At 62.8% G+C, this 25,839-nt stretch carries 24 protein-coding genes; 11 read left to right on the top strand and 13 right to left on the bottom strand.

Going from position 1 to position 25,839, the window contains the following annotated elements; translation table 11 throughout:
- Nucleotides 1-4: 4 nt before the first annotated feature.
- The 8 genes from rfaP to E0L37_RS10105 form a co-directional block, all read right to left on the bottom strand.
- Complete coding sequence (gene rfaP / locus E0L37_RS10140; protein WP_133491631.1) at nucleotides 5-850, bottom strand: lipopolysaccharide core heptose(I) kinase RfaP; 846 nt, start codon at nucleotides 848-850, stop codon at nucleotides 5-7.
- On the bottom strand, nucleotides 847-1,926 hold the full coding sequence (locus E0L37_RS10135; RefSeq protein WP_133491630.1) for a glycosyltransferase family 4 protein: 1,080 nt from the start codon (nucleotides 1,924-1,926) through the stop codon (nucleotides 847-849). Before E0L37_RS10135 ends, rfaP begins: the two co-directional genes overlap by 4 nt.
- Nucleotides 1,923-2,954 carry a lipopolysaccharide heptosyltransferase I gene (gene waaC, locus E0L37_RS10130; protein WP_133491629.1) on the bottom strand — a complete coding sequence of 344 codons (1,032 nt, stop codon included), beginning with the start codon at nucleotides 2,952-2,954 and terminating at the stop codon, nucleotides 1,923-1,925. Before waaC ends, E0L37_RS10135 begins: the two co-directional genes overlap by 4 nt.
- A gap of 235 nt (nucleotides 2,955-3,189) precedes the next feature.
- A complete protein-coding gene (locus E0L37_RS10125) occupies nucleotides 3,190-3,963 on the bottom strand; it encodes a lipopolysaccharide kinase InaA family protein (protein ID WP_159661126.1) in 774 nt (257 codons plus the stop codon).
- A gap of 2 nt (nucleotides 3,964-3,965) precedes the next feature.
- Nucleotides 3,966-5,009, bottom strand: a complete 1,044-nt coding sequence (gene waaF, locus E0L37_RS10120; protein ID WP_133491627.1) for a lipopolysaccharide heptosyltransferase II — start codon at nucleotides 5,007-5,009, stop codon at nucleotides 3,966-3,968.
- 27 nt (nucleotides 5,010-5,036) lie between these two features.
- Nucleotides 5,037-5,960: a branched-chain amino acid transaminase gene (locus E0L37_RS10115; protein ID WP_133491626.1), complete on the bottom strand. Its 924-nt coding sequence runs from the start codon at nucleotides 5,958-5,960 to the stop codon at nucleotides 5,037-5,039.
- Nucleotides 5,961-6,014: 54 nt separating this feature from the next.
- Nucleotides 6,015-8,882 carry a bifunctional [glutamate--ammonia ligase]-adenylyl-L-tyrosine phosphorylase/[glutamate--ammonia-ligase] adenylyltransferase gene (gene glnE / locus E0L37_RS10110; RefSeq protein ID WP_133491625.1) on the bottom strand — a complete coding sequence of 956 codons (2,868 nt, stop codon included), beginning with the start codon at nucleotides 8,880-8,882 and terminating at the stop codon, nucleotides 6,015-6,017.
- A 253-nt stretch (nucleotides 8,883-9,135) separates the two neighbouring features.
- Nucleotides 9,136-10,872: a GspE/PulE family protein gene (locus tag E0L37_RS10105; RefSeq protein ID WP_240687452.1), complete on the bottom strand. Its 1,737-nt coding sequence runs from the start codon at nucleotides 10,870-10,872 to the stop codon at nucleotides 9,136-9,138.
- Nucleotides 10,873-11,103: 231 nt separating this feature from the next.
- On the opposite strand from E0L37_RS10105, the gene E0L37_RS10100 reads away from it, so the two are divergent.
- The 11 genes from E0L37_RS10100 (at nucleotide 11,104) to tatC (ending at nucleotide 20,329) form a co-directional block, all read left to right on the top strand.
- Nucleotides 11,104-11,784, top strand: coding sequence for a TIGR00153 family protein (locus tag E0L37_RS10100; protein WP_133491623.1), 681 nt, complete (start codon nucleotides 11,104-11,106; stop codon nucleotides 11,782-11,784).
- A 27-nt stretch (nucleotides 11,785-11,811) separates the two neighbouring features.
- Nucleotides 11,812-13,080, top strand: coding sequence for an inorganic phosphate transporter (locus E0L37_RS10095; RefSeq protein ID WP_133491622.1), 1,269 nt, complete (start codon nucleotides 11,812-11,814; stop codon nucleotides 13,078-13,080).
- A gap of 158 nt (nucleotides 13,081-13,238) precedes the next feature.
- Nucleotides 13,239-14,549, top strand: coding sequence for an amino-acid N-acetyltransferase (gene argA, locus E0L37_RS10090; RefSeq protein WP_133491621.1), 1,311 nt, complete (start codon nucleotides 13,239-13,241; stop codon nucleotides 14,547-14,549).
- Between the two features lie 2 nt (nucleotides 14,550-14,551).
- A complete protein-coding gene (locus E0L37_RS10085) occupies nucleotides 14,552-15,289 on the top strand; it encodes a hypothetical protein (protein ID WP_133491620.1) in 738 nt (245 codons plus the stop codon).
- Nucleotides 15,286-16,044, top strand: coding sequence for a bifunctional demethylmenaquinone methyltransferase/2-methoxy-6-polyprenyl-1,4-benzoquinol methylase UbiE (gene ubiE / locus E0L37_RS10080; protein WP_133491619.1), 759 nt, complete (start codon nucleotides 15,286-15,288; stop codon nucleotides 16,042-16,044). Before E0L37_RS10085 ends, ubiE begins: the two co-directional genes overlap by 4 nt.
- Entirely contained in the window at nucleotides 16,044-16,676 is a 633-nt protein-coding gene (locus E0L37_RS10075; protein WP_133491618.1) for an SCP2 domain-containing protein, read from the top strand. Before ubiE ends, E0L37_RS10075 begins: the two co-directional genes overlap by 1 nt.
- A 259-nt stretch (nucleotides 16,677-16,935) precedes the next feature.
- Nucleotides 16,936-18,552, top strand: coding sequence for an AarF/UbiB family protein (locus tag E0L37_RS10070; RefSeq protein WP_133491617.1), 1,617 nt, complete (start codon nucleotides 16,936-16,938; stop codon nucleotides 18,550-18,552).
- 44 nt (nucleotides 18,553-18,596) lie between these two features.
- Nucleotides 18,597-18,926: a phosphoribosyl-ATP diphosphatase gene (locus E0L37_RS10065; RefSeq protein ID WP_133491616.1), complete on the top strand. Its 330-nt coding sequence runs from the start codon at nucleotides 18,597-18,599 to the stop codon at nucleotides 18,924-18,926.
- A gap of 2 nt (nucleotides 18,927-18,928) precedes the next feature.
- Nucleotides 18,929-19,156: a Sec-independent protein translocase subunit TatA gene (tatA, locus tag E0L37_RS10060; protein ID WP_133491615.1), complete on the top strand. Its 228-nt coding sequence runs from the start codon at nucleotides 18,929-18,931 to the stop codon at nucleotides 19,154-19,156.
- 20 nt (nucleotides 19,157-19,176) lie between these two features.
- A complete protein-coding gene (gene tatB, locus E0L37_RS10055) occupies nucleotides 19,177-19,557 on the top strand; it encodes a Sec-independent protein translocase protein TatB (RefSeq protein ID WP_133491614.1) in 381 nt (126 codons plus the stop codon).
- Nucleotides 19,550-20,329: a twin-arginine translocase subunit TatC gene (tatC, locus tag E0L37_RS10050; protein ID WP_133491613.1), complete on the top strand. Its 780-nt coding sequence runs from the start codon at nucleotides 19,550-19,552 to the stop codon at nucleotides 20,327-20,329. The genes tatB and tatC overlap by 8 nt, the downstream gene beginning before the upstream one ends.
- 175 nt (nucleotides 20,330-20,504) lie before the next feature.
- Here tatC and E0L37_RS10045 read toward each other — a convergent pair whose 3' ends face one another.
- The 5 genes from E0L37_RS10045 to pip all read right to left on the bottom strand — a co-directional run bounded on the left by E0L37_RS10045 (nucleotide 20,505) and on the right by pip (nucleotide 25,262).
- The gene (locus E0L37_RS10045; RefSeq protein ID WP_133491612.1) at nucleotides 20,505-21,341 is read right to left on the bottom strand and encodes an alpha/beta hydrolase; all 837 of its coding nucleotides are present in this window, start codon (nucleotides 21,339-21,341) and stop codon (nucleotides 20,505-20,507) included.
- Nucleotides 21,326-23,170, bottom strand: coding sequence for a DUF4105 domain-containing protein (locus E0L37_RS10040; RefSeq protein ID WP_133491611.1), 1,845 nt, complete (start codon nucleotides 23,168-23,170; stop codon nucleotides 21,326-21,328). The genes E0L37_RS10045 and E0L37_RS10040 overlap by 16 nt, the downstream gene beginning before the upstream one ends.
- A gap of 71 nt (nucleotides 23,171-23,241) precedes the next feature.
- Nucleotides 23,242-23,721, bottom strand: a complete 480-nt coding sequence (locus E0L37_RS10035) for a DUF3015 domain-containing protein (RefSeq protein ID WP_133491610.1) — start codon at nucleotides 23,719-23,721, stop codon at nucleotides 23,242-23,244.
- A 162-nt stretch (nucleotides 23,722-23,883) separates the two neighbouring features.
- A complete protein-coding gene (gene dtd / locus E0L37_RS10030) occupies nucleotides 23,884-24,321 on the bottom strand; it encodes a D-aminoacyl-tRNA deacylase (protein WP_133491609.1) in 438 nt (145 codons plus the stop codon).
- Complete coding sequence (pip, locus tag E0L37_RS10025) at nucleotides 24,318-25,262, bottom strand: prolyl aminopeptidase (protein ID WP_133491608.1); 945 nt, start codon at nucleotides 25,260-25,262, stop codon at nucleotides 24,318-24,320. Before pip ends, dtd begins: the two co-directional genes overlap by 4 nt.
- Between the last annotated feature and the right edge of the window lie 577 nt (nucleotides 25,263-25,839).

The raw sequence follows: 25,839 nt of genomic DNA, 5'->3' as shown, positions 1-25,839 counted from the left end.
CGAGTCAGATATCCTTTCCCGGATGCTCGGCGAACGGCAGAGGAAACGCCGGCGTCTTCTCGAAGTAGCGCTGATAGATGCGCTCGCCCTCACGACGGCTGGCGTCCAGTAGCGGCGCCTTGTCGCCAAGCGCTTCCCGCAACGGCATGTCGGTGTAGATCCGCACGAAGCGCAGCACATCGCGCCGGGTCAATGAAAAACGGGCGGTGGAGAAATACAGACCGCCAAGATCCTTGACCCGCCAGCGGCGTGGCACCCGCCCTCGCACCTGGGAGCGATGCAGATCGATCAGATACAGCGGCGCGGTGGCGTCGTGCGCGGCCACGGCGTCCTTGGGCATCAGGAAGTGCCCCAGGTAGAAATCGCGGTGATTCACGCCAGCGTCGTGCATGCGCTTGGCGATCTCCGCCACGCGCCGAATCAACGCCCATTTGAAGGCCGCCGGCGGCGGATTCAGGCGCCAGGTTTCACCCAGTTCTTCCAGGCTCACGGTGTCCAGCAGTTCTTCGGTGACCAGGAAGCTTTGCCGTGATGCCGGGTTAAGGCCGCGTTCGCCATAACCGACGATGGTGAGCGTCTCCAGCCCGGCTTTCGCCACCCGGCGAATGGCACGCACTTCCGACATGGCGCCGAGAATCGGCAGCTTGGCCTGGGTCAGATTCTTGACGATTTCGCCCCAACCAATGCCTCCGTGGTACTTGAGGAAATAGTGGCCGCGCCCGGTCTGGAAACGCAGCGTGCGACGCCCTTCCCGTTCGCGAAATACGTCTCCCTGTTGGCGGGCGGCCTGCTCGAAAGGGTCCTTGCCGTGCCAGACCTCCGCCAGATCGTCACGCAGATACAGCGTCATGAAGACTTCCTTGGATGGCGTTCAATGGCGTCCACCGCGTGGCGCACCAGATCGTAGATATCCGCGCTCTCAGCGAACGCCCTGCCACGCTGACGCCACTGGTCCCTTGATGTGGCCATCAATGCCTGAACATCGGCGGCGGACGGTTCGGCACTGACCTTACCCATGTTCGCCCGCTCAATGTAGGGCGCGTAGCCGCAAGCCGGGGTGGTCAGCACCGGCAGGCCGGCCACCGCCGCTTCCAGCAATACCGTGCCGGTATTTTCCGCATAGGCGGGGTGGACCAGCAAGTCCGCGCTCCACAGCCATTCCGCCACGTTATCCTGACCGCCCATGAAGTGCACGCGGTCCTGTACCCCCAGCCGGCGGGCCTGGCGCAGGTAAGACGCCGGGTTATCGTCACCCACCACATACAACGGGATGTTCTCCGGTAAGTCCGGCAGCAACGCGATAGCGCGATCCAACCCCTTGGTGCGAAAACCGGAACCGACGAACAGCAGCATGGGCATGTCCTCCGCCAGTCCCAGCCCGGCCCGCAGGTGTTGACGGCGAGAGGCGTAGTCCTCCGGCAAAATCCGGTCACGGCGGATGCCCGGCGGCAGATCGACGAAGCGCTCGTCGGCGGTGCCGTAGTGATATTGGTACAAGGCTCGCTGGGGCGGCGAAATAGAAAGGATCCGGGTGCTGGCGTCGGCACCGAACACCGCGGCCTCCTTTGCCAGTTTGTCGCGGTAGCGGGAAAGCCAGCGCCGCACGCCCCGGTAACGGGCGGCCAGGCAGCCGTCGGCGGCATAATACCAATCCAGCCCCGGCATTTTGTTGAAGCCCACCACGCTGTCGAAGTCCCCGAGCCGGTCTTGCACCCGCCGGGCGAAGCGGTCATCACGAACATGGTTCATGCCGTCTCTCACCGGCAGGATTTCCACCTCCAGCCCCGGCTCCGGCTCACCGTGCCAGGCGCGGGTAAACACGGTGACCTCATGGCTTCGGGACTGCGCCTCCCGGGCGATGGCGAGCATGTCCCGCTGCAGGCCACCATAAGGAAAGTACTCGAACAGCGGAAAGGCCAGCTTCATGGATCCGTGACCTCCAACAGCCGCTGCCACACCCATTGTGGTTTGAGACTGCTGAAACAGGGGGGCTCCACCCCTTTGCCCAGGCTGCCCCGGTAGGTGCATTTTTCCTGTACACAGGGCGCGCAGGGAAATTCGGCGCCCAGCGACTGGGCGCGGCTGCCCCAGACGCCGGTCAATCGCGGGTCGGTGGGGCCGTACAGCGCCACTCCGGGCATGCCGGTGGCGGCGGCCAGATGAGCCAGTCCGGTGTCCACGGCGATGAAGGCATCCCAACCGAGGAAGTGTTCAGTCAGTGCCTCCAGCGACAGGCGCGGCAGCACTCGCGCGCCGGGCACGCCGCGAACCAGCCGTTCCGCCCGGCGTTTCTCGGTTTCATCGCCCCAGGGCAGATACACGCGGTGGCCGGCCTGATCGGCCCATTCCACCAGCTCACGCCAGAACGCTTCGGGGTAGTGTTTGGTGGGCCAGGTGGTGCCATGGCAAAACACCAGATCGGCGCCCGGGGTCAGTAGCGAGCGAGGCTCCTGTTGCCGGTGCAGACCGTAATCCGGCGCACTGTCCGGTGTGGTGTAGCCGAACACCCGGGCGAACAGTTCCCTCACCCGGCTGACCGCGTGCCCGCCACGGGGGATCGGCAAGGGATGATCCAGTACGCGGGCCGACAAGGCCTCCCGGGCGGAAGTGCGGTCAAGGCCGTACTTGGGGCCTCGCGCCAGCCGGGTCAGGAAAGCGCTCTTGATCAGCCCCTGGGCGTCGATCACCGCGTCGTACTCGGAAGCCTGAAGACGTGCTTTGAAACCGCCCCATTCACCGCTGCGGCGAGCCCTAAGGGGATGGCGGCGCCAGCGGCGCAGGGCGCAGGGCAGCACTTGCTCCACCGCCGGGTGTCGGCCCGCCAGGTCAGCAAAGGCTTCTTCCACCACCCAGTCCACGCGCAATCCCGGCACCACCGCCCGGGCGTCGGTCAACGCCGGCAGGGTGTGGATGACGTCCCCCATGGACGAGGTTTTGATCAGCAGAACGCGCATGTGCTTCCTGGTATTAGGGCCTGTTCTCACAGTCGCCCGCCATCATAACGGCTGCTTGGGGCCGGTTCATGCTCTTTACCGAAAAGATCGTGAACCTGGCGTCTGTTCATGCCCTTTAAGAAACCTGAAAAACACCCCGTCATCCCGGACTTGACCCGGGACCTCTGTTTACAGGGCACCTGGCTTGGTAGAGGGAGATGCCGGATCAAGTCCGGCATGACGTTTCAGGAGCCTCTCAGCGATAGCGCAGCTTCCGGGCCAACCAGCGGGCGAGAATTTTGCCATCCTCACTGAGATGACCGGTGTCCAGGTAATACTTGAGAAACCGGAGTTGATCGCGGCGACTGACATTCTTGCTGCGTCGCGCCAGGCTTTCCAGATCCCGGAACAAGTGCCGGAATCCGGTGAACAAATGGGTTTTCTCCAGATCGATGAAGCGGACGTCGAATCGCTCCAGCATCGGTCGCCAAGCCACGAATACATGCTTGGGGTAGAGATTGCGATGAGCAAAACCCCGCAGGTGCATGAAACGCAAGGTCCTGCCCACGTCTTCCAGCAAACGGCGGCGGCGCGCGAACGGCAACGCCGGGATATCAATCTGATCAAGACTCTGGAAACCGTCCAGCCCCAGACTCACCAGAACATAGTGTTCATCGCCATTGTCATCGACAAAGTGATCGAAAAACACCGGCCGCGCCACCGGCACACCCTTTTTCAAGCAGGCCGATAGCGCTCTGAACTCCGTTTCCAGGGTGGCCCGTCCGCGCAGTGGATGGCGCGGAGACCGTCGGCGCTGATTGCGCTGGCATTTGACATAGAGGCTGTGGGCCGCGCCCGTGCCGTCGTCCATTTCCAGACGATAGACGTGCATGCTGCCGCCATAGCGCAGATTGGGCTCATCCACCAACTGCTTGCCGGACAACGCCAGCCAGGCGGCGGCGTGATTCAAACCCCGGCTGATCAGCGCCGGACGCCAATCCGGATCGATGTATTTACGCGGCACACGCACACTTAATCCTCCCTGACGGCCAGGTCCCGCAAAGCGGAAATCACCCTGGCCGGCTCCAATTGGCGCAAGCAATTGAGATGCCCCAGGGGGCATTCACGCTGAAAACAGGGACTGCAATCCAATCCCAGACGCACCACCCGCACCGCCGAGCCCAGCGGCGGGGTGAAATCCGGAGAAGTGGAGCCGTAAACCGCCACCAGCGGACGGCCAAGAGCGGCGGCGATGTGCATCAGTCCCGAATCGTTGCTGACCACGGCATCAGTAGCGGACAGCAAATCCACCGCCTGTTCCAGGCTGGTGCTGCCGGCCAGCAGTTGTACCGACGACCGCTGCGCCCCGGGCAGCGCATCGCGAATGGCTTCCGCCACGGGCAGATCCTTGCCGGATCCGAAAATCCAGACCTGGCCGCCGCGGGTGCTGATCCAGTCCCGCGCGACCTCGGCGTAGTGGTATTCCGGCCAGCGCTTGGCCGGGCCGAACTCCGCCCCGGGACAAAGCCCGAGCACCGGCACATCCCGATTCAAACCGTGGGCCCGCAGTGCCTGCTCCAGGCTGTCCTCACTAACCACCAGATGCGGCGGGGTGATCGTCTCAAGCAGCGGCGGTGCGGCTTGAGAGGGCAACGCCAGGGCAACGAAACGCTGCACCATCAAGGGATAACGCTGCTTATCGAGTACCCGGACGTCGTTGAGCAGGCCATAGCGCATCTCGCCACGCCACCCCGTGCGTACCGGCACCCGGGCCCAAAAGGGCACCAACGCGGATTTCAGAGAGTTGGGTAAAACGAAGCATTGATCGTAGCGGCCACGCAGGGAGCGACCCAGCTTCCGGCGGGCAGCCAGCTTCAGATCGCCATGGTCGAACGGCAAATCGAGGGGGGCACGCACTTCCGGCATGCGCGATAACAAGGGTCGGCACCAGGCGGGCGCCAGAACATCGATGGCGCAGTCCTGCCGCCGCTGTAACTCGGCGAACAGGGTCTGCGCCATCACCATGTCGCCCACCCACGAGGGGCCGACGACAAGGATACGCTGGGATTCGGACATCAGGCGTCAGGCGTCCGTCTTCGCGTCTCAGACCGCGAAGGTCAGCCAGTCGCGGTACTCGTCCAGCTTGCCGCGCACCAGATCGAAATACACCGCCTGCAGTTGCTCGGTGATCGGCCCCCGCTTGCCTTCGCCGATGATACGGCCGTCCAGCTCACGGATCGGCGTCACTTCCGCCGCGGTACCGGTGAAGAACGCTTCGTCGGCGATGTAGAACTCGTCTCGGGTGAGACGCTTCTCACGCACCTTGTAGCCCCGCTCCTCGGCCAGTTGAATGATGGTCTTGCGGGTGATGCCGTCCAGACAGGAGGTCAGTTCCGGGGTGTACAACACCTTGTCACGGATCAGGAACACGTTCTCGCCGGAGCCTTCGGCCACATAACCTTCGTTATCCAGCAGCAGCGCTTCATCGGCACCACCGGAGAGGGCTTCGTTCAGCGCCAGCATGGAGTTCATGTAGCTGCCGGAAGACTTCGCCTTGCACATGGTGATGTTCACATGGTGGCGGGTGTAGCTGGAGGTCCGCACCTTGATACCCAGCTCCAGGGCTTCCGGAGACATGTACGACGGCCATTCCCAGGCGGCCACGGCCACATGCACGTTAAGGCCGGCGGCGCGCAGCCCCATGCCTTCGCTTCCATAGAACACCAGCGGACGCAGGTAGGCGTGGGGAAGTTTGTTTTCCCGGACCACGTCGATTTGCGCCTGGTTGATCACATCCTTGGCGTACGGCACCTTCATGTTAAGAATATGCGCACTGTTGAAGAGCCGGTCCGTGTGCTCCCGCAGGCGGAAGATAGCCGGGCCCTTGTCGGTCTCGTAGGCCCGCACGCCTTCGAACACGCCCATGCCGTAATGCAGGGAATGCGTCAGCACGTGCACCTTGGCATCGCGCCAGGGCACCAGTTTACCATCCAGCCAGATAACACCATCTCTATCAGCCATGGACATGGCGGTCATTCTCCCAGAACTATGACCCGTGGAAGCGTGCCTTGCCGGGCACGTCTATTCTTCGAGGTCGAACCATTGCTTCCAAATCGCACGAACCCCCTCCCGCAGATCGCGGAATTCGGCATCGTCGACGATGGATTTCTCTTTGCGCAGCGAGGCGCGATGAGCCGCTGACCGGTAGGCCAGGTAGGCTTCCCTTAACAATCCGGCGTCCTGCGCCGGCATCAGTTCCAGAGCGGCAAGCGTTTCCAGCAACCGCACGTTATCGGTGAAGCGGGTCAGTTCACCGTGGGAGGAGGCCCATCTGAGTACGCCATATTGCACCATAAATTCGATATCAACGATACCTCCAGGATCCTGCTTGAGGTGGAAACGGCCTTTCTCCCCCGATCCCAGGTGCGTCACCATGCGTTCGCGCATGGCCAGAACGTCATCGCGCAGGGTTTGAGGATCGCGCGGCTGACACAGCACCTGATGGCGAATCGCGTCGAACGCCTGACGCGCCCGATTACAACCGGCCACCACCCGGGCCCGCACCAGCGCCTGATGCTCCCAGGTCCAGGCATCCTGGGTCTGGTACTTCTCAAACGCGCTCATGGCGGACACCAGCAAGCCGGATTTGCCACTGGGACGCAACCGCATATCCACTTCATAAAGCTGGCCACTCATGGTGCGGGTGGACAGGATGTGGACAATGCGCTGCCCCAGGCGGGCATAAAACTGCTCGTTGGAGACCGGTTTGTCACCGTCGGTATTACCGCCGGGGGCGGCATCGTGCAGGAACACCAGGTCCAGATCCGAGTTATGGCCCAGCTCGATGCCGCCGAGCTTGCCGTAGCCCACCACCACGAAATCCGGATCGCAGGGCTGGCCGCTGTCCCGTGACGGCTTGCCATGGCGTTCCACCAACGGCTCCCAGGCCAGCATCACCACCTGATTGAGAATGCTCTCGGCCAGCCAGGTGAGATAATCACTCACCTTCATCAATGGCAGCACCTGGGTCACCTCGGACGCCGCCACCCGCAGCAGATGCGCCTGCTTGAAGTTCCTCAGCACCTCCATCTGCTGCTCGAGGTCATCCTCCGCCACTCTCAGCAACTGCTGGCGCAACTCATCGTCCAGTTCGGTCCGGGCCGGCGGCGAGTACAACGTACCCACGTCCAGCAACTCGTCCAGCAACACCGGGTGACGCGCCAGCCTTTCGGCGATCCAGGGGCTGGCCCCGGACAGTTTCACCAACTGGGTCAGGGCGCCGGGATTTTCCACCAGCAGCGCGATATAGGCGCTGCGCCGCAGCACCGCTTCGATAAAAGCCACCAGCCGTGCCGCGGTAACCGCGCCATGCCCCTGATAGCCCAGGCCCTCCAGCAACAACGGCATCAACCGGTCGAGACGCTCGCGCCCGATACGCTGCATGTTCTCCACCGCCCGGCTCTCGCGCAGTGCATGGACCTGCTCGTAGACCTGCTCCGCCTCCTGGATACCCATGTTTGACAGCACCGTAACGGCCGCCTCCGGCTCCAGTCGTCCCAGCCAGACATCCACCAGTTCCTGATCGCCCTGGCGCTCATCGGACTCCTGCTCGGGATCCGCGATCACCTGGCTGAAGTGGAAACGCACCCGCTCCCGGTGGCGGCGCAAACCGCGTTCGAATACGCGCCGTGAAGAGAACCCCATGGCAAAGGTCAGCCGCTCCCAACCCACCTCGTCATCAGGCAGACGCTGGGTTTGCCGGTCCGCCACCGCCTGCAGCCGGTGTTCCACATCGCGCAGGAACACGTAGGCGTCCCGCAATTCCTCCACCACATCCTCCGGCAGCAGCCCCTGCTCGAGCAGCAGCGGCAGAACCTGAATCAGGTTGGGCTGACGCAGCGCCGGCAACTGGCCGCCCCGGATCAGTTGGAAGGCCTGAACGATGAACTCCACTTCACGAATGCCGCCGGCGCCGAGCTTGACATCCGCCTGCATCCCCTTGCGGTTCACTTCCCGCTCGATCAGGGATTTCATCTCGCGCAGCGACTGGAACGCGCCGTAATCGATGTAACGGCGATAGACAAAGGGATTGAGCCGCTCCACCAGGCGGGCGCCGGCCTCCAGGTCACCAGCCACCGGGCGCATCTTGATCAGCGCGTAGCGTTCCCATTCGCGGCCCTGGGTTTCGTAGTAGCTCTCCATGGCGTCGAAGCCCACCGCCAGCGCGCCGCTCTTGCCCCAGGGGCGCAGCCGCATGTCGACACGAAATACAAAGCCGTCGGCGGTGGTCTGGTCCAGTGCCTTGATCAACTGCTGGCCAAGACGCTGGAAAAACTGATGGTGGCTGAGTGCTCGCCGCTCGCCTTCCAGCTCGCCTTCGTGTTCATAGGCGAAGATCAGATCGATATCGGAGGAGAGGTTCAGTTCCCGCGCCCCCAGTTTGCCCATGGCGAACACCACCAGCGTCACTGGTTGCCCGTCCGGCCCGATCGGCGTGCCCTGACGGGCCCGGGCCCAATCGTAAAGCTGCTCCAGCGCGCAGGAAATCAGGGTATCGGCCAACAGGGAGAGGTCCGCCACGGTGCTGTGATAGTCGCCCTGCCCGGCCAGGTCCCGCCAGATGATGCGGGCCATATGGCGCTGACGCAGCCGCCGCAGCACCTGTTTCAACTCATCCTCGCCGGCGCAGGCAGCCACCGCCTGTTGCACCTGGATAACCAGGGACATCGCATCCAGGCGTTGATTCAGGGAGTGCTCAAGCAACCAGGGTCCCAGCTCACCGTCACGAATGAACTGTTCCGCCACGAAGTCGGAACCCGCCCAGACCTTGGGCAGATCGGCGCGCAGAGCATCAGGCAGGGTATGGCCCGCCTCCTGAAACCGTTGCCAATGCTGGCCAACCAGCTGAGCAAGGTCATCGGGCAGGCCGGAATAGTCCGGTTCTGTCATGGGTGGTATTGTCCACAGCCTCGGGAAACAAGGAAAGGCCCGGTCCGGGCTTTTCCGCTGGCACGCTGGCACGCTGGCACGCTGGCACGAAACACGCTAAACCCGAAGCCAGATCGCTGGCAAACAATAGCGAGCATGTTTGCGCACCCGCGATGACAGCCTTCCCAAACAATCCGCCCTCCCCGTCTCGCTACAGGGTCGGCAAGCATGGCGTGCTAGCGTGTTGCGTGTATGCGTGCTGCGTGTATGCGTGTCAGCCCAACAGCATATCCGGGGATGGCGTTACCCGCATCACTTCTTCCACCGTGGTGAAGCCGGCGGCCACTTTCCGGGCACCGCTGATACGCAAGGGTTTCATCCCCCCACGCACCGCCTCGCGGGTAAGTGATTCGAGGTCTCCGCCACGATTAACCAGGCTTTTTACCGGCGCCGCCAGCGGCATGGCCTCATACACCCCCATGCGCCCCAGGTAGCCGGTACCCCGGCACTCCAGACAGCCCACCGGCCGATACCAGGTTTCCGGCGGAGTCATCTTGAAGGGCCGCACCAGCTCCCGCCAGGACGCCGCGTCCACCGCTTGCGGTGCCTTGCAATGCGGACACAGGGTCCGCACCAGCCGCTGGGCCATGACCCCGGTGACGGCGGCGGTGATCAGATAAGGTGGCACGCCGAGATCGGTGAGTCGCACGATCGACGACGGCGCGTCATTGGTATGCAGGGTGGACAACACCAGGTGACCGGTCAGCGCCGCCTGGATCGCCATTTCCGCGGTGGCCAGGTCACGGATCTCCCCGATCATGATGATGTCCGGATCCTGCCGCAGCATCGCCCGCACCCCTTCGGCGAAGCCGACGTCGATATTCGCCTGCACCTGCATCTGGTTGAAACTGGGCTCCACCATTTCGATCGGATCCTCGATGGTGCAGACATTGACCTCGCTGGTCGCCAGTTGCTTGAGCGTGGAATACAACGTGGTGGTTTTGCCGGAACCGGTGGGCCCGGTGACGAAGACGATACCGTGGGTGTGGCCGGTCATGGCCCGCCAGGCCTGATGATCCTCCTGGCTGAATCCCATTTGCGCGAAGCTGCGCACCAGCACCTCCGGATCAAAGATACGCATCACCATCTTCTCACCGAAGGCGGTGGGCAACGTGGACAGGCGCAATTCCACCTCATTGCCATCCGGGCTTTTGGTCTTGAGCCGGCCGTCCTGGGGTTTGCGTTTTTCCGCCACGTTGAGCCGGGACAGGATCTTGAGGCGGCTGGTCACCGCCGCCATCACCGGCGCGGGCAGTTCATAGACGTCATGCAGAACGCCATCGATCCGGAACCGCATGCGGCCGGTGTCCCGGCGCGGCTCCAGATGAATGTCGCTGGCACGCTGGGAAAACGCGTATTGCAGGATCCAGTCGACAATATTGACGATGTGCTGATCATCGGCGTCCGGCCGCCCCCGGCCAACTTCCAGCAGTTGCTCGAAGTTGGCGATATCCGTGCCTCCCTGCCCCCCGGAACGACGGGCACCGGCGATGGAGCGGCTGAGATTGTAGAATTCGATGCGATAGCGGCGCAGCGCCTCCGGATTGGCCAGCACCACCCGCACGGTCCGATCCCCCAGCACCTGCTGCAGATCCTCGCGCCAATCCAGACGGAACGGCTGATCGCAGCCCACCACCACCGTCTCCGCCGACACTTCCAGGGCCAGAATGCCGTGGCGTTCCGCGAAGGCGTAGCTCATCACGTCGGTGACCCGGTCCACTTCCACCTTGAGCGGATCGATGTGATACAGGCTCAGACCGCCTTTTTCCGCCAGCCAGGCGGTGAGCGCATCGATATCAAGGAAGGCGTGCTCATTCTGACGATCGGCCAGCCGGTATTTCGCCACTACCTGTAGCGGATGCCAACCCTGCTCGCTGCTTTCCCGTGGCGTTGTGGAAATCACATTGTAGTCTTCCCGGGTCACGCGCTGCTCTTCGAGCAGTTCACGCATGACCCAGCGAACATCCAGCTCAAACGTCCGGGACGAATGAGCCGCGGTGGTGGCCCCGATCACTACTACCCCCAAAAACCTAATTTACAATTAAGAAAATACTATCACCTATCCCCGGAATAGGCAGCGGCGCTTTCCGGAACAGGCTCCGGCATTTCATGGAATAGGCAGCAGCGCCGCTATCCACTATACTCGCGCCCACTTCAGTGACGATTCCGTGACAGGGTTCCTATGTCCTTTGGCAGCTCCATCGCCGGCCTTTTTGGCCGATCGCCGATACGCCCCCTGCAAAAGCATTACGACACCGTGCACGATTGCGCTTTGGGCCTGGGCGATTTCTTCTCCGCGGTCCGCGACAATGACTGGGAACGCGCCCGCGAAGCCCGCCAGCGCATCGCCCAATTGGAAAACCAAGCCGACGAGCTGAAGAAAGAGTTCCGCCTCAACCTGCCCAAAAGCCTGTTCTTGCCGGTGCCCCGCTCCGATCTGCTGGAACTGGTCAGCGTGCAGGACAAGGTGGCCAACAAGGCCAAGGACATCGCCGGCCTCATGCTCGGCCGGCAAATGACGCTCCCTCCCAGCCTCGCCGATAGCATGACCGATTATCTGCAAGGCGCCATCGACACTTCCGCCCAGGCCAAGAAGGCCATCAATGAACTGGACGAACTGGTGGAAACCGGCTTCAGCGGCCGGGAAATCCGTCTGGTGGAAGAGCTCATCGAGGAACTGGATCGCCTGGAACGGGCCAACGACGACCAGCAGGTGCAGATCCGCGCCCGGCTGTTCAAATTGGAATCCGAACTGCCTCCGGTGGATGTGATGTTCCTGTACAAGATCATCGACTGGATCGGTGACCTGGCTGACCGCGCCCAAAAGGTCGGCGGCCATCTTCAATTGTTGCTTGCCCGCTAGGGTCCGGCAGACCAGCAGAGGTTCCCTATGGAGTGGATGCTCGAACACAGCACCCTGATGCTGCTCATTGCCGGCGGCGCCGGTTTCCTGATGGCCCTGGGCGTGGGCGCCAATGACGTCGCCAACGCCATGGGCACGTCGGTGGGGGCGCGGGCTCTCACCGTCAAACAGGCGGTTCTGATCGCCATCGTTTTCGAGTTCGCCGGGGCCTACCTGGCCGGCGGTGAGGTCACCGCCACCATCCGCAAGGGCATCATCGACGCCGAGGTTTTCAACCAGACCCCTCATTATCTGATCTACGGCATGCTCGCCGCATTACTGGCCGCCGGCATCTGGCTGGTGGTGGCTTCCTGGGCGGGCTGGCCGGTGTCGACCACCCATTCCATCGTCGGCGCCATTGTCGGCTTCGCCGCGGTCGGCGTCGGTATGGACGCGGTCCATTGGGGACAGGTGGGTTCCATCGTCGCCAGTTGGGTCACCTCGCCGCTGCTGGCGGGCTTTCTCTCTTTCGCCTTGATCAAGAGCGTGCAGAAACTGGTTCTCAACCATGACGACCCGTTCCAGCGGGCCAAGAAAGTGGTGCCGTTCTACATGTTCCTGGTGGGCTTCGTGATCACCAAGGTGACCCTGGTGAAAGGCCTCAAGCATGTGGGCCTGGAGATGAACTTCGCCTCCAGCACCCTGTGGGCGATCGTCGGCGGCGCGGTGGTGGCCGGCCTCGGGGTCCTGTTCCTGAGCCGCATCCAACCGGATCCGGAAGCCGACAAGGATTTCCGTTTCAGTTCGGTGGAGCGGGTATTCGCGGTGCTGATGATCTTCACCGCCTGTGCCATGGCCTTCGCTCATGGCTCCAATGATGTGGCCAACGCAGTAGGCCCGCTGGCGGCGATCAGCAGTGTGCTCGCCAATGGCGGCGTGATTGGCAAGGAAGCGATCATTCCCGGCTGGGTTTTGCTGGTGGGCGCCATGGGGATCGTGTTCGGGCTGGCGGTGCTCGGCGCCCGGGTCATGGCCACGGTGGGCACCAAGATCACCGAGCTGACCCCGAGCCGTGGCTTCGCCGCCGAACTGGGCGCCGCCACCACCGTGGTACTGGCGTCCGGTACCGGACTGCCCATTTCCACCACCCATACCCTGGTGGGCGCGGTACTCGGTGTCGGCATGGCGCGCGGCATCGGCTCGCTCAACCTGCGCGTGATCAGCACCATCTTCACTTCCTGGATCGTCACCCTGCCCGCCGGGGCCCTGTTGTCGATTCTGTTCTTCTATTTCTTCAAGGGACTGTTCGGGGCGTGAATTCGCTTACACGCCAGCACGCGAACACGCTTGGTTCGCCCCGCCGGTTTTAGGGGTTAGCGTGCAAGCGTGTTGCGTGTAAGCGTGCTTCGGCCCCTGGCGTCGCCCTGGCGGCGCTGGCTATACTGGCCCATCCCCTTGATTGGCCGAGAAAAACCGTGAGCACTACCGACCAGGTGAACTGGTTCCGCAATTCCTCACCGTACATCAACGCGCATCGTGGCCGTACTTTCGTGGTGATGATGACCGGCGAGGTTCTGGACAGTCCGTTACTGCCCTCATTGGTGCATGACCTGGCGCTGCTCAATACCCTTGGCGTGCGCCTGGTGCTGGTTCACGGGGCCCGGCCGCAGATCAGCCGGCGCGTTCATGCCGCCGGCCTGGAAACCCATTTCGAGCACCACACCCGGATCACCGACAGCGCCGCGCTGGAAGCGGTGATTGCCGCGGTGGGCGCACTGCGGCTGAAGCTGGAAGGGCTGTTTTCCATGGGGTTGGCGAACACGCCCATGCACAACGCCTCGATCCAGCTGATCAGCGGCAACTTCGTCATCGCCAAGCCCAAGGGGGTGCGCGACGGCTTTGACTACCAGCACACCGGCGAGGTACGCCGCATCGAGGTCGGACCGATCCGCCGCCAGGTGGACGCCGGCAACGTGGTGCTGCTATCCCCGCTGGGAAGCTCCCCCACCGGCGAGCTGTTCAATCTGAATGCGGAGGAAGTGGCCTCCACCGCCGCCATTGCCCTGGCCGCCGACAAGCTGATCGTGCTCGGCGACGGCGTGCGCATCGACGATGAACACCAGCGCATACTGCGCGAGCTGACGCCGCAGGAAGCCGGACGGTTGCTCGCCGGACAGCGTCTACAGGACAGCGCTCTGGAACGGCACCTTACCGCCGCGTGTCACGCGGCCAGCAACGGCGTGGCACGCGCCCACCTGCTCGACGCCAGCGACGACGGCGTACTGTTGAAGGAACTGTTCACCCGTGACGGCTGCGGCACCATGGTCACGAGAGAGACCTATGAAACCCTGCGCGGCGCCCGCATCGAGGATGTCGGCGGCGTACTGGAGCTGATCTCTCCGCTGGAGGCGGACGGCACCCTGGTGCGCCGCTCCCGGGAGTTGCTGGAAAGCGAGATACAACGCTTCCTGATCATCGAGCGGGACGGCATGGTGATCGCCTGCGCGGCACTCTATCCCTTCCCGGCGGAAAAAGTGGGCGAGTTGGCCTGTGTCGCCGTGCACCCGCAGTATCGCAGTAGCGAGCGGGGCCTTCAGTTGCTGCGGCAATTGGAGCGGCGGGCGCGGGAGCAGGGATTGGAACGGCTGTTCGTGCTCACCACCCATACCGCCCACTGGTTTCAGGAGCAGGGATTCCAGCCCGCGGATGTACACAGCCTGCCGGCGCAGCGGCAGCAGCTGTATAATTGGCAGCGCAATTCCAAGGTGTTCGTCAAGACACTCTGACCATGCCCACTTCCCAGTCCCCAGCCAATGGCGCCGCCGACACCGCCGGCCTTCGCTTGCAGCATGCCCTGGCGCGCTTTTTTCAGCTGCGCCAACACGTTGACGACGCGGTGTTTCTGGCCCGCTTGCAACGGCTGCGGGCCACCCAACGGCAGCGGCTTGCCGAGACCCACGCCGATCTGCTCGCCGATCACCAGCTGCGACCGGCGCTGACTTTCCTGCTGGATGATGTCTACGGTGGTCAGGATCTGCTGCCGGTGGCCACCGAGATTCGCCGCGCCCTGCCCAAGGCGCTGAAGTTGCTGCCCGACCGGGTCATGGCCACCTCCGCGGTGGCCCTGGAAGCGGCGATGCTCACCCAGGAACTGGATGAGGCCCTGGTCCATACGCTGGGAGCCCGGCTGGATCAGCCGCTGGATCCCGCCAGCTACGCCGAAGGCTACCGGGATCTCGGTGACGATGGCGCGCGCCGGCAACAGATCACGCTGGTGGCGGAACTGGGGCCCCGGCTGGACCGCTACATCCGCTCACGCACCCTGCAAACCACCTTCCGGCTGGTGCGCAAACCCGCTCATGCGGCGGGCTTCTCGAACCTGTATGATTTCATCGACCGCAGTTTCCGGGTAATGAAACCGGTGCCCAGCGTGACCGCCCTGCTTGAGCGAGTGGCGGCCCGCGAGGACGCGATCATGACGCGCCTGTTCAGCCGGCACCCTTTTCCGTTCAAGGACATCCCATGACCGACACCAACGACGACAAAGTAACCCACTTCGGCTACCAGCAGGTTCCCTGGCAGGAAAAGCAACAGCGGGTGGCGGGCGTGTTCCGTTCGGTGGCGGCCAAATACGATGTCATGAACGATCTGATTTCATTGGGCAGCCATCGCATCCTCAAACGCATGACCATCGAACTGGCCGGGGTGCGCCCGGGCCAACGGGTGCTTGATCTGGCCGGCGGCACCGGCGATCTGGCGATCAAATTCTCCCGCCTGGTCGGCGAAACCGGCCAGGTGGTCCTGGCCGACATCAATGACGCGATGCTGGGCGTGGGCCGGGACCGGCTCTACGACGCGGGTTGCGGACACAACACACAAGTGGCCCAGGTCAATGGTGAGCACCTTCCTTTCGCCGACAATAGCTTCCATTGCGTGACCATCGCCTTTGGTCTGCGCAACATCACCGACAAGGACGCGGCCCTGCGCTCCATGCTGCGCGTGCTCAAACCGGGCGGACGCCTGTTGGTACTGGAATTCTCGCAGCCGGTGAACAAGCCCTTCGCCAAGCTGTATGACCTGTACTCCTTCGCGGTCTGGCCGCGGCTGGGCAAACTGGTGGTGAACGACGCCGACAGTTATCAGTACCTGGCCGAGTCGATCCGCATGCACCCGGACCAGGACACGTTGCAGGGCATGATGGATGAGGCCGGTTTCGTGCGTACCGAATACTTCAACATGATCGGCGGCGTGGTGGCCCTGCACCGGGGGTTCAAAGCCTGATGTCGGATCCCGGACTGCTCTCCACCACCGCCGTGGCCGCCCTGGAACGGGCCATCAACACGGCACTGCGCGGCGACCCGGTGACCGCCGCCGCGCTCCGCCAGCATGCCGGCCGGCTGCTGGGGGTACACAGCACTTTGCCGCGCACCTCGGTGTTTCTGCTGATCGTGGATGACGGCGTCGAGCTGTACCTACGCAGCGAAGCGGCGGCGGACGTCAGCGTCACCGGCAACCCGGTGGACCTGGCCGCGCTGTTGCTGGACTGGAAACGTCAGCCCAGCGCCATCGGCGGCCCGGTTCGCATCGAGGGCAACCGTGAACTGCTGCAATCCTTGCGTGAGCTGGCCCGCGACCTGCAATTGGATTGGGGCGCCATGCTGGAGCCGGCGCTTGGTGGCGAGTTGGCGCAGACCCTGCATCAGGGCGCCCTGCGCCTGGGAGGCTGGGCCCGCGAGGCGTTTCGCCGCCTCGGCGACCAGGTGGGCGACTATCTGGGCAACGAGTCCGGCCTGCTGGCACTGCGCCGGGAAGTGTACGAATTCTATCAGGACGTGGATGAGCTGCGCGGTGATGTGGACCGCCTGGAAGCCCGCGTTCAGCGTTTGAAGGCCTGTTCCCGCCCGGTTCGATAGTCGCGTTGCCGCCCCAAAGCGGGCCAGGCAAGGCGTGAGGAGAGAAGTTTAGCGTGCTAAATGAACGACGAAGAACACCGACTGGCCCGCTTTGGGGCGCAACCCGAAGGGTCGGGGCCGTATTCCCGCGATCCCGCGTTGCGATTCGCTCATGTAACCAGCCACACCGCGCTCACCGCACCCTGGCTGGTGAGAAAACGGCCCCCGGCGCGATTATCGAACCGGGTGGGAACAGGTCCGCAAGGAGTTCCGCGCCCTGATGCCACCGTTTGCCCGCTTGTTCTCGGTCACCCTGGTGGTGTGCCGCTATCGTCTGCTGTCCCTGCTTCCGGCGCATCCCATTCGCCCGCTGCTGGTCTTTCTGCAGTACCTGGTGCCAACCAGTTGGCGCGGCACCGGCGACCTCAGCGAAGGCGAACGTCTGCGGTTGGCGCTGGAGGAGTTAGGGCCGATCTTCATCAAATTCGGCCAGTTGATGGCCACTCGCCGGGATCTGCTGCCACCGGACTGGACCGAATCCCTGGCGCGCCTGCAGGATCAGGTGGCGCCCTTCGATGGCGGCGAAGCCCGGCGAAAGGTCCAGGCCAGTCTGCCTAAGCCGTTCGACCAGGTGTTCGCCACCTTCGACGAGCGGCCGCTGGCCTCCGCCTCGGTGGCCCAGGTGCATCCGGCCACCTTGCTGGACGGCCGTGAAGTCGTGGTCAAGGTACTGCGCCCCGGCGTTGAAATGAAGGTGGAGCGGGACCTCCGGGTAATGGGTTTCGGCGCCCGGATACTGGAGAAACTCTGGTCCGATTCCCGCTATTTCCACCCGGTACGGGTGGTGCGGGATTACCAGTCGGTGATCCGTGGCGAACTGGACCTGGAGCAGGAAGCCAGCAACAGCGAGACCATGCGCCGGCATTTCCTGTTCAGTTCGCTGCTGCACATCCCGGAGGTGCACCTGGAGGTGTCCTCCCGTCAGGTGATGATCTCCGATCGCATTTACGGCATTCCGGTCAATGACATTGAGCGCATCAAGGCGGCCGGCATCGACCCGCGCGCCCTGGCCGAACGCGGTGTGGAAATCTTCTTCGCCCAGGTGTTCCGGCATAATTTTTTCCATGCCGACATGCACCCGGGTAATATTTTCGTCAATCCGGCCACCCCGGATCTGCCCCAATACATGGCGGTGGACTGCGCCATTGCCGGGCGCCTGTCCCGCCATGACCTCAACGTGCTCGGGCGCATGGTACTGGCGGTGATGCGCGAGGATTACCCGATGCTGGTGGATCTGGTGATCCGGGCGGGCTGGAGCAACGCCCCGATCGATCGCCACCGTTTCGAACAGGAGGCCACCCAGTTGCTGGCACCGGTTCGCTCCGCCTCGCTGGAACAGCTGGAATTCGCCCCGCTGGTCCTGCGCCTGTTTGATCTGGCCCGGGAATACCACATTGAGGCACCGGTACAATATGTGCTGTTGATGAAGACCCTGGTGCATATCGAAGGTCTGGGCCGCAGCATCTACCCGCAACTGGATATCTGGACCGTGGGCCGGCCGCTGCTGGAAGCGTGGATGATGGAGGAATACGGCCCCGCCGCCACGCTCAATAAACTGCGCAACCGGCTGCCGGAATGGACCGCTCAGTTGCCGGAAATGCCGGATCTGCTGCGTGACGCCCTGGAGAATCTGCGCGATCATCCGCAGCGGCAACGGGACCTGGAATTCCGCCTGGCATCAAACTTGCGCCACAATCGCCGCCGTGCCCTGGCCGGGGTCGGCGCGGTGGCCCTGGGCCTGCTGGCGGGCATTGACGCGCTGCTGGTCGGTAGCGGCTGGGCCTGGCCTCTGGGCGGTACTGGCGCCGTGCTGCTGGCGTGGTCATTGCGCGCGTAGCGGCCCGTACTTTGCTACACTGACGGGCCTGCACTGGAGACACCATGTCGGATATTCTCAACCAATTGCACCAAGTCCTGGAGGCCCGCAAGGGGGCGGACCCGGACAGTTCCTATGTGGCGAGTCTGTACCATAAGGGCCTGAACAAGATTCTGGAGAAGGTGGGCGAGGAAGCCATCGAGACCCTGCTCGCCGCCCGGGACCTGGAAGCCGGCGGCGACACCCGGGCCCTGGTCAGCGAAACCGCGGATCTGTGGTTTCATTCCATGGTCATGCTGGCTCATCTAGGATTGCATCCCGACCAAGTGCTGGCGGAACTGGAGCGTCGCTTCGGCCTGTCCGGGCACGAAGAAAAAGCCTCTCGAGGAGATTAATCATGTTTTCCGGTATCAGTATTTGGCAATTGCTCATCGTCCTGGCCATCGTGGTTCTGCTGTTCGGAACCAAGAAGCTGCGCAACATCGGCAACGATCTCGGCGGCGCGGTCAAGGGCTTCAAGGATTCCATGCGCGATGGCGAAAATGAGCAAGACCAGCAGCGTCTAGCCGACGAGAAAAACGACACCACCCAGGAACAGAAAGAAAAGGACAAGGATCAGGTCTGACCTGAGCGGAGCCGCTACCCATGTTCGACGTCGGCTTTTCCGAGCTGCTGCTGATTTTTGTTATCGCCCTGGTGGTGCTGGGTCCCGAACGCCTGCCCAAAGCGGCCCGCACCCTGGGCTATTGGGTCGGTCGTGCCCGTTCCACTTTCAATAACCTGCGCAACGAGCTGGAACGTGAAGCGTTGAACATGGACATGCGCGAGCGCATGGAAAAACAGATGCGGGAAATGGGGCTGGACGAAGACAGCATCCGCAAGGCCAAGGACAGCCTGCTGTCCCCGGACGAGGTAGCCCAGGCCCGGCAGAAGCCCGACCCGATCAAGGCGGAAAGCCGTCTGAATACGCTCGAACCCTCCGAGCCAGCGTCTTCCACCCCGGAGGAGAAGAAATCCGATGAATGACGAGCACCACGGCGATACCGCGCAACCGCTGGTAGCTCATCTCCTGGAACTGCGTAACCGTCTGCTGCGTGCGGTGGTGGCGGTTCTGGTGGTGTTCCTGTGCCTGTTTTATTTTTCCCGGGAACTGTACACGCTGATCGCCGCGCCGCTAATGCAGGCGATGCCCGAGGACACCCACATGATCGCCACCGGCGTGGCCGCGCCCTTTCTCGCGCCATTCAAGCTGACGCTGTATCTGAGCATCTTCGTGGCGGTCCCGGTCATTCTGCATCAGGCCTGGGCCTTCGTGGCCCCGGGGCTTTACCGGCACGAGAAGCGGCTGGCGGTCCCCTTGCTGATGAGCAGCGTCCTGCTGTTCTATGCCGGCGCCGCCTTCGCCTACTTCGTGGTCTTTCCGCTGATGTTCCAGTTCTTCACCTCGGTGGCGCCGGAAGGTGTGGCGGTATCCACCGACATCAGCAGTTATCTGGATTTCGTGCTGGCGCTGTTTCTGGCTTTCGGCGTCGCCTTCGAGTTGCCCATCGCCATTGTCCTGCTGATCGCCTCCGGCGCCACCACCGCCGCCAAGCTGTCCTCTTCCCGGGCCTATGTGGTGGTGGCGTGTTTCGTCCTCGGCATGCTGCTGACACCACCGGACATCATCAGTCAGACGTTACTCGCCCTGCCCATGTGGCTGCTGTTCGAAGTGGGCCTGATCTTCGGACGCTTCGTCGAGAAAGAGAAGGTGCAGCGGGAAGAGGAAAACGACGGCGTTTCCGCCAAGGACGAGTGAGAGATTGATCGCGGTACTTTCTTTGGCCGCTCCTGGCTGGAAAGCAGCGGTGGGAAGCAGCCTTGGCCGCGAATGCCCCCGAACCGTTAGTCATTCGCTTGCAAGCAAGCTCCCACAGCGGCTTCGTAGCATGTGGGAGCCAGCCTGCTGGCGAAGGGACGCGCTAGCTTGATGATCAGCCTCCCAGGCACGCCTTGTCGCGCAGGAAATCGACGATCCGGGCGCGAACCGCCGGATCTCTCGTTCCCTGCCCATGACCGCCGCGCAGCGGCTGAAACAGCTTCGGCGCCTCGGCGGCGTGGTACAAGCGCTCCCCCTGAGCGTAGGGGATCACCGGATCTTCCCGGCTGTGCAGAATCAGTAAAGGGCGCGGCGCCAGAGCGGCAATGTTATTTTCCGGATCCCAGTCACGTGGCGGCAGCGTCGGCACCACCAGCCACTGCAACGGCCATAGCAGCCAGCTGCGCCCCATCACATCCTTGGCAATATCCCGGTAGCTGGCGAAGGCGCCTTCGAACACCACGCATTGGACTTTGTCCTCATTGACCGGTCGCGCCAACACCCGGGTTCCCATTGCCGCCCCCAGGCTCTGGCCAAACAGAATGATCGGCTGTCCCTCGGCACGCCCGGATGCCACCAGCCAGTCGAGCCCGAGCTGGATATCATCGAAGACCTCCGGCAATTCGGCGGAGCCCTCCGACAAACCATAGCCCCGATAATCCAGCAGCAGCACATTGAAGCCCTGCTCCGGCATCCATTGCACATTGGCCAGGTGAGTACTGATGTTCTCGCCATTACCGTGCAGATAATAAACGGTGGCAACACTGCCCCCCCGAGCCGGCAACCACCAGGCGTGCAGGCGCAGCCCATCCGGATGAATCAGAATCACATCCTCGTAGTCCAATCCCTGGCGGGCAGGATTCTGCGCCCAGGGCTTCATCGGATAGAAGAATACCCCGCTGCAACCGCTCACCAGCAACGGCACCAGCAGCAGCATCAGTCGTAATACCATCGCCACTCCAGATTGAAACCGGTGTCACTGTCGCCGCGCCAGCCTTCGCGCTCCAGAGAGGCGCGCAAACCATGCTGGCGCCCCAGTGCGTAATGGGCACTAAGCCGGGAACGATGCCGGTATTCGTCATTGGTAAAGTAATGTCCGGCACTGCTTAGTTGCCACTGCCAGGCGCCGCTGTTGTATAGCAGTCCGGCCTCGGCGCCCCCGCCCGGGGTAATCCAGGTGCTGAAAGCACTGTTGTTTTCCGCCCGGGCGCTGAGTAGTACATAGGGCTGCCAGCCCTGCCAGCGCCAGCTGAGGCCGGCGCCGCCCTGAACATAACGGGTCAGCCGGCGCCCTTGCGCCCAGGCCCGTTCCAGCCCGCCCTCCACATACCAGCTCAGCGGCTTGGAGAACGTATCGCGGGGACTCAATGAGCGAATGCTGACCAGGTCCAGGCGCTCCAGCTTCACCGCCTGGCTTTCGGTACTGCGCAAGGTAACACCCAACCCTTCGATTTGCGCGCCATCAAGAAAACCGCGGCGGTTATCCAGCAGGTCATGGTAGGTCATCCGCCAACTGAGCTGACCGTAATCATCCGCGCCCCATTGGCCACCGGAGACGCCCAGCATTTTGGTACCATGCCCCTCTTCCGGCGGACGTTGAGGCTGCACCCGGGGCGGTGTCGCCGCTGGCAGCCGGCTCATCAGCCCCAACAATGCGAAGGAACGCTTGGCCACATCCTCGGTGCGTTCCTCCTTGCGATGAACAAACCGTACATGACGATAAGCGGTTTGCGCCATCAACGCCTGCCGTGGCGGCGGATAGGCTTGAAACTCCGCGCTTTGCGCCAAATCCGGATCATCGGCGAGACGGCGGGAAAGGCGCCGTTCCGCCACCGTCATCTCCGCCACCAGGGCTTCCAGCTCCTGCGCCTTGGACGGTCGATAATGGCGCTGTTCGATCAGGTCCTTATCGTCCAGCGCCCGCACCGTATTGACGGGCAGCTCAGCAAACCGCCACCTGTCCAGCAAGCCGGTGCCGGGCCGGGCCACTTCCACCAGTTCCAACAGCCGGAACGAGCAATTCTCATCGAAAAAGTAATAGTCGAAATTGATGTCCTTGAGTTCCCACAAATGCTCGATGACCCAATCAATCTCGTCCTGATTCAGAGCCAGGTCGTACTCCCAGATGTCCCGGTTTTCCATATGGGAGTATTCCTGGATTTTCTGCACATAAGGTACCAGGGTGAAGCGTCCGGGATAGCCGCCGGCCAGGCCGCGGTATATGTAGAACAGGGAGTTGTCTTGTTCCGAGGTCATGGCGCCAAAATTGACCGCCCAGGACAGCCATACGGTCCCGTCACCGGTCTGATCCAGGCGTAATAAAGTATGGCCGAACATGGAGGAAGGGCTGTTCAGGTAGGCGGCGGGAAAGACCAGCACGGCCCGGTTCGCCTGAACCGATTGACGCCATTCCATGTATTCGTCGCAATGGGCGAAAGGCGCGCTCTCTTGCCCCCCACTCTCTTCCCAACCCAAGTGCTCGGCAAAAAAGCGATAGCGGGCCGGGAAACGGCAACGCTCCGGCGCCTGTGCTGGCCGCAACGCGTCAATGGAGGCGTTCAGCTCCGCCAGCGGATCATCCTTACCGGTGTCGGAGAGGAAAAAATTATCGTCGTCCACATAGCTGCGGTGGCGATCACGAAGGGTGGCGCCCGGGTTAATATGCAGCAAGGCCTGCCAGCGTGGTTCCCGGGCAAGGTCTTCCCGATTCTGCGCGGCGGCAACGGTAGTGGACAGGGTCAGGAACAGGCCCGCGAGGGCGCACAGAACTCCGGTGCGCATGGCACATCCTGGCAGGGGAAAAGAAAAGCGTGAAACGAAGGCCCCGCCAAAGCAGCGGGGCCGTCAAGCACTTATACGTACTTGGCCAGTTGTTGATCCTGGCTCATTACCATGTTGATTTGCTGCATCACTTCCGCGGCAGTGACGTCCTGGCTCGGGAAGATGGAGGCGAAGTTCTGATGCATGATGCTGTTGAAGTGAGCGCGATCCGCCGCGTCCACACCGATGGAAACGGACAGCGCGGTCAGGGCCTCACCTTCACCCACCGCCATGTCCTGAGCCACTTCTTCCATCACGCCGGTCATCCCCAGCAGGCTTTCACCGCTGTAGGTCAGGGCGCCATTGGTGTCACAACCGTTGGTACCGGAAGTCATACCGAAAGTGGCGTTGCCGGAGGTACCGTTCACAATCGTGGCCAAAAGATGCATGGGAAGGCCGGATTTGCCTTCGAATAACAGGTTACCCCAACCACAGCCCGGACCACCCGGAGCCACGGCGTGAGCGGAGAAGGAAGCACCCATCAGTGCAGCAGCAAGAAGCGTTTTTTTCATCTTTGATCTCCTGATGTTTTTTACCATCGTCCCTAAGGAACTTGCCTTGGCCCCCATCGACGATCCCCGGGAGCATGCGAATCATCATAAACCAGGGTTGTTCCATTGCAATACGGCTGTCACCTAAAAAAAGGCCATTTACAAAACGCAACCTGACCCGGATCACAGCTCCAGCAGAAAAGTCACCGGCCCGTCATTGATCAAATGCACCTGCATGTCAGCACCGAAACGGCCGGTCGCCACCGGCACACGCCGTGCTTTCAATGCCTCGACAAACTCCTGGTACAGGCGCAGCCCCAGGGCCGGCTCCGCGGCGCTGGAGAATCCGGGCCGGCGCCCTTTGCGGGTATCCGCCGCCAGAGTGAACTGAGACACCGCCAGCACTTCCCCGGCCACAGCGCGAACATCCAGATTCATCTTGCCCTCGGAATCCGCGAACACCCGGTAGCCGCTCACCCGTTCCGCCAACCGCCGGGCCGTGTCGGACTCATCACCGTGCTCCACACCGACCAACACCAACAGACCCCGGCCGATACGACCAACCTCTTCCCCCGCCACCTCCACATGGGCCTGGCGCACTCTCTGTAGCAGTACCTTCACGCCAGATCCCCGCGTTGCTCCAGCCGATGGACCGCGGCAATCAACGCCTCTCCGACCCCCGCCTCACTGGTGGCATGGCCGGCACCGGGCACCCACCGCAAACGGCTGTCTGGCAGCGCTTCATGTAACAGCCACGCCTGTTCCGGCGGACACACCAAATCATAGCTGCCATGCACGATTTCCACCGGGCAGCGCAGTTGCGCGCAGCGCGGCAACAAGGGTTCCGGCAAAAAACCATCGTGCATGAAGTAATGGGTTTCCAGTCTGGCCATGGACCAGGCGTGGCCATCCACATCCAAGCCGGCTAGCGGTATCAGGGCGGACAGATGGGTTTCCCAAAGTGTCCATTCCCGGGCCAACCGCATACCCTCCCCGCTCCGCGCTTCGCCAGCGGCAAGGGCGGCGTGATAGCGCGCCAGCACCGTGCCTTCTCCGGCCGGCAGGGCATCCACCAGCCGTTGCCATTGCTCGGGGCGATAGCGGGCGGCGCCGTGCTCCGTATAAAGCCAGTCCATGTCTTGCCGCCGGCACAGAAAGACACCGCGCAACACCAGCGACGCCACTCGGTCGCCGTGTTCCAGAGCATAGCTGAGAGCCAGCGTGCTGCCCCAGGATCCTCCCATCACCACCTGCCAGCGAGATACGCCCAGATGACAGCGAATGCGTTCGATGTCATTGACCAGATGCGACAGGGTATTGTGGTCGGTACCGGCATGAGGACGACTCTTGCCGGCGCCGCGCTGGTCATGGAGCACAATGCGGTAATGACGTGGATCGAACAGTCTGCGCAGCAATGGCGAACTGCCGCCACCGGGGCCGCCGTGGAGCACCATCACCGGCACACCGTCCGGATTGCCGCATTGTTCCAGATAGAGCTCATGGCCGTCGCCGACGGCCAGATACTCGTGCTGATAGGGTTCGAGAGGAGGATACAGCGCCATGATGATCTTCTTGCCGGAGTGCGCTCCAGCATAAGGATTGCGGGAATGAGCGCAAGACGCCGGACGCCGGACGCCGGACGCCGGACGCCGGACGCCGGACGCCGGACGCCGGACGCCGATAATGCAAAACCAGACCCAACGCCCTGGCAAGCACTAAAACGCCTTTTTTTAGGTTCATCGCGGTTTGGCGGGCCACGGCGCTTCAATCATGGGCACGGGTCTGTAACGGAAGGGGCTACCAACCGCTGTATTCGCCAGCAAGCTGGTCTCCCACGGATCATGCCACGAAGCCGCTGTGGGAAGCTTGCTGGCAAGCGAATATCCCAACATCAGAGGGCCGGAATTCGCCAGCAAGCTGGTCTCCCACGGATCTGCCACGAAACCGCTGTGGGAAGCGGCCCGGGCGGCGCTCCGCTTGGCCGCGAATGCCCTGAGCCATTGGCGATTCGCTTGCCAGCAAGCTTCCCACAGCGGCGCTGTAGCCACCTCTGAAGGGAGGTCTTCGAGGTAACCGACCAATACGGGAGCCCCCGCCGGAGCGACCCTTCCCGCTAAACCGCGATGAACCTTTTTTTAT

It is taken from the genome of Alcanivorax sp. 24 (genome assembly GCF_004360225.1).
GTDB classification, from domain to species: domain Bacteria; phylum Pseudomonadota; class Gammaproteobacteria; order Pseudomonadales; family Alcanivoracaceae; genus Alloalcanivorax; species Alloalcanivorax xiamenensis.
The sequence above is the reverse complement of the archived record's forward strand: the minus strand, read 5'-3'. Positions and strand labels throughout refer to the sequence as shown.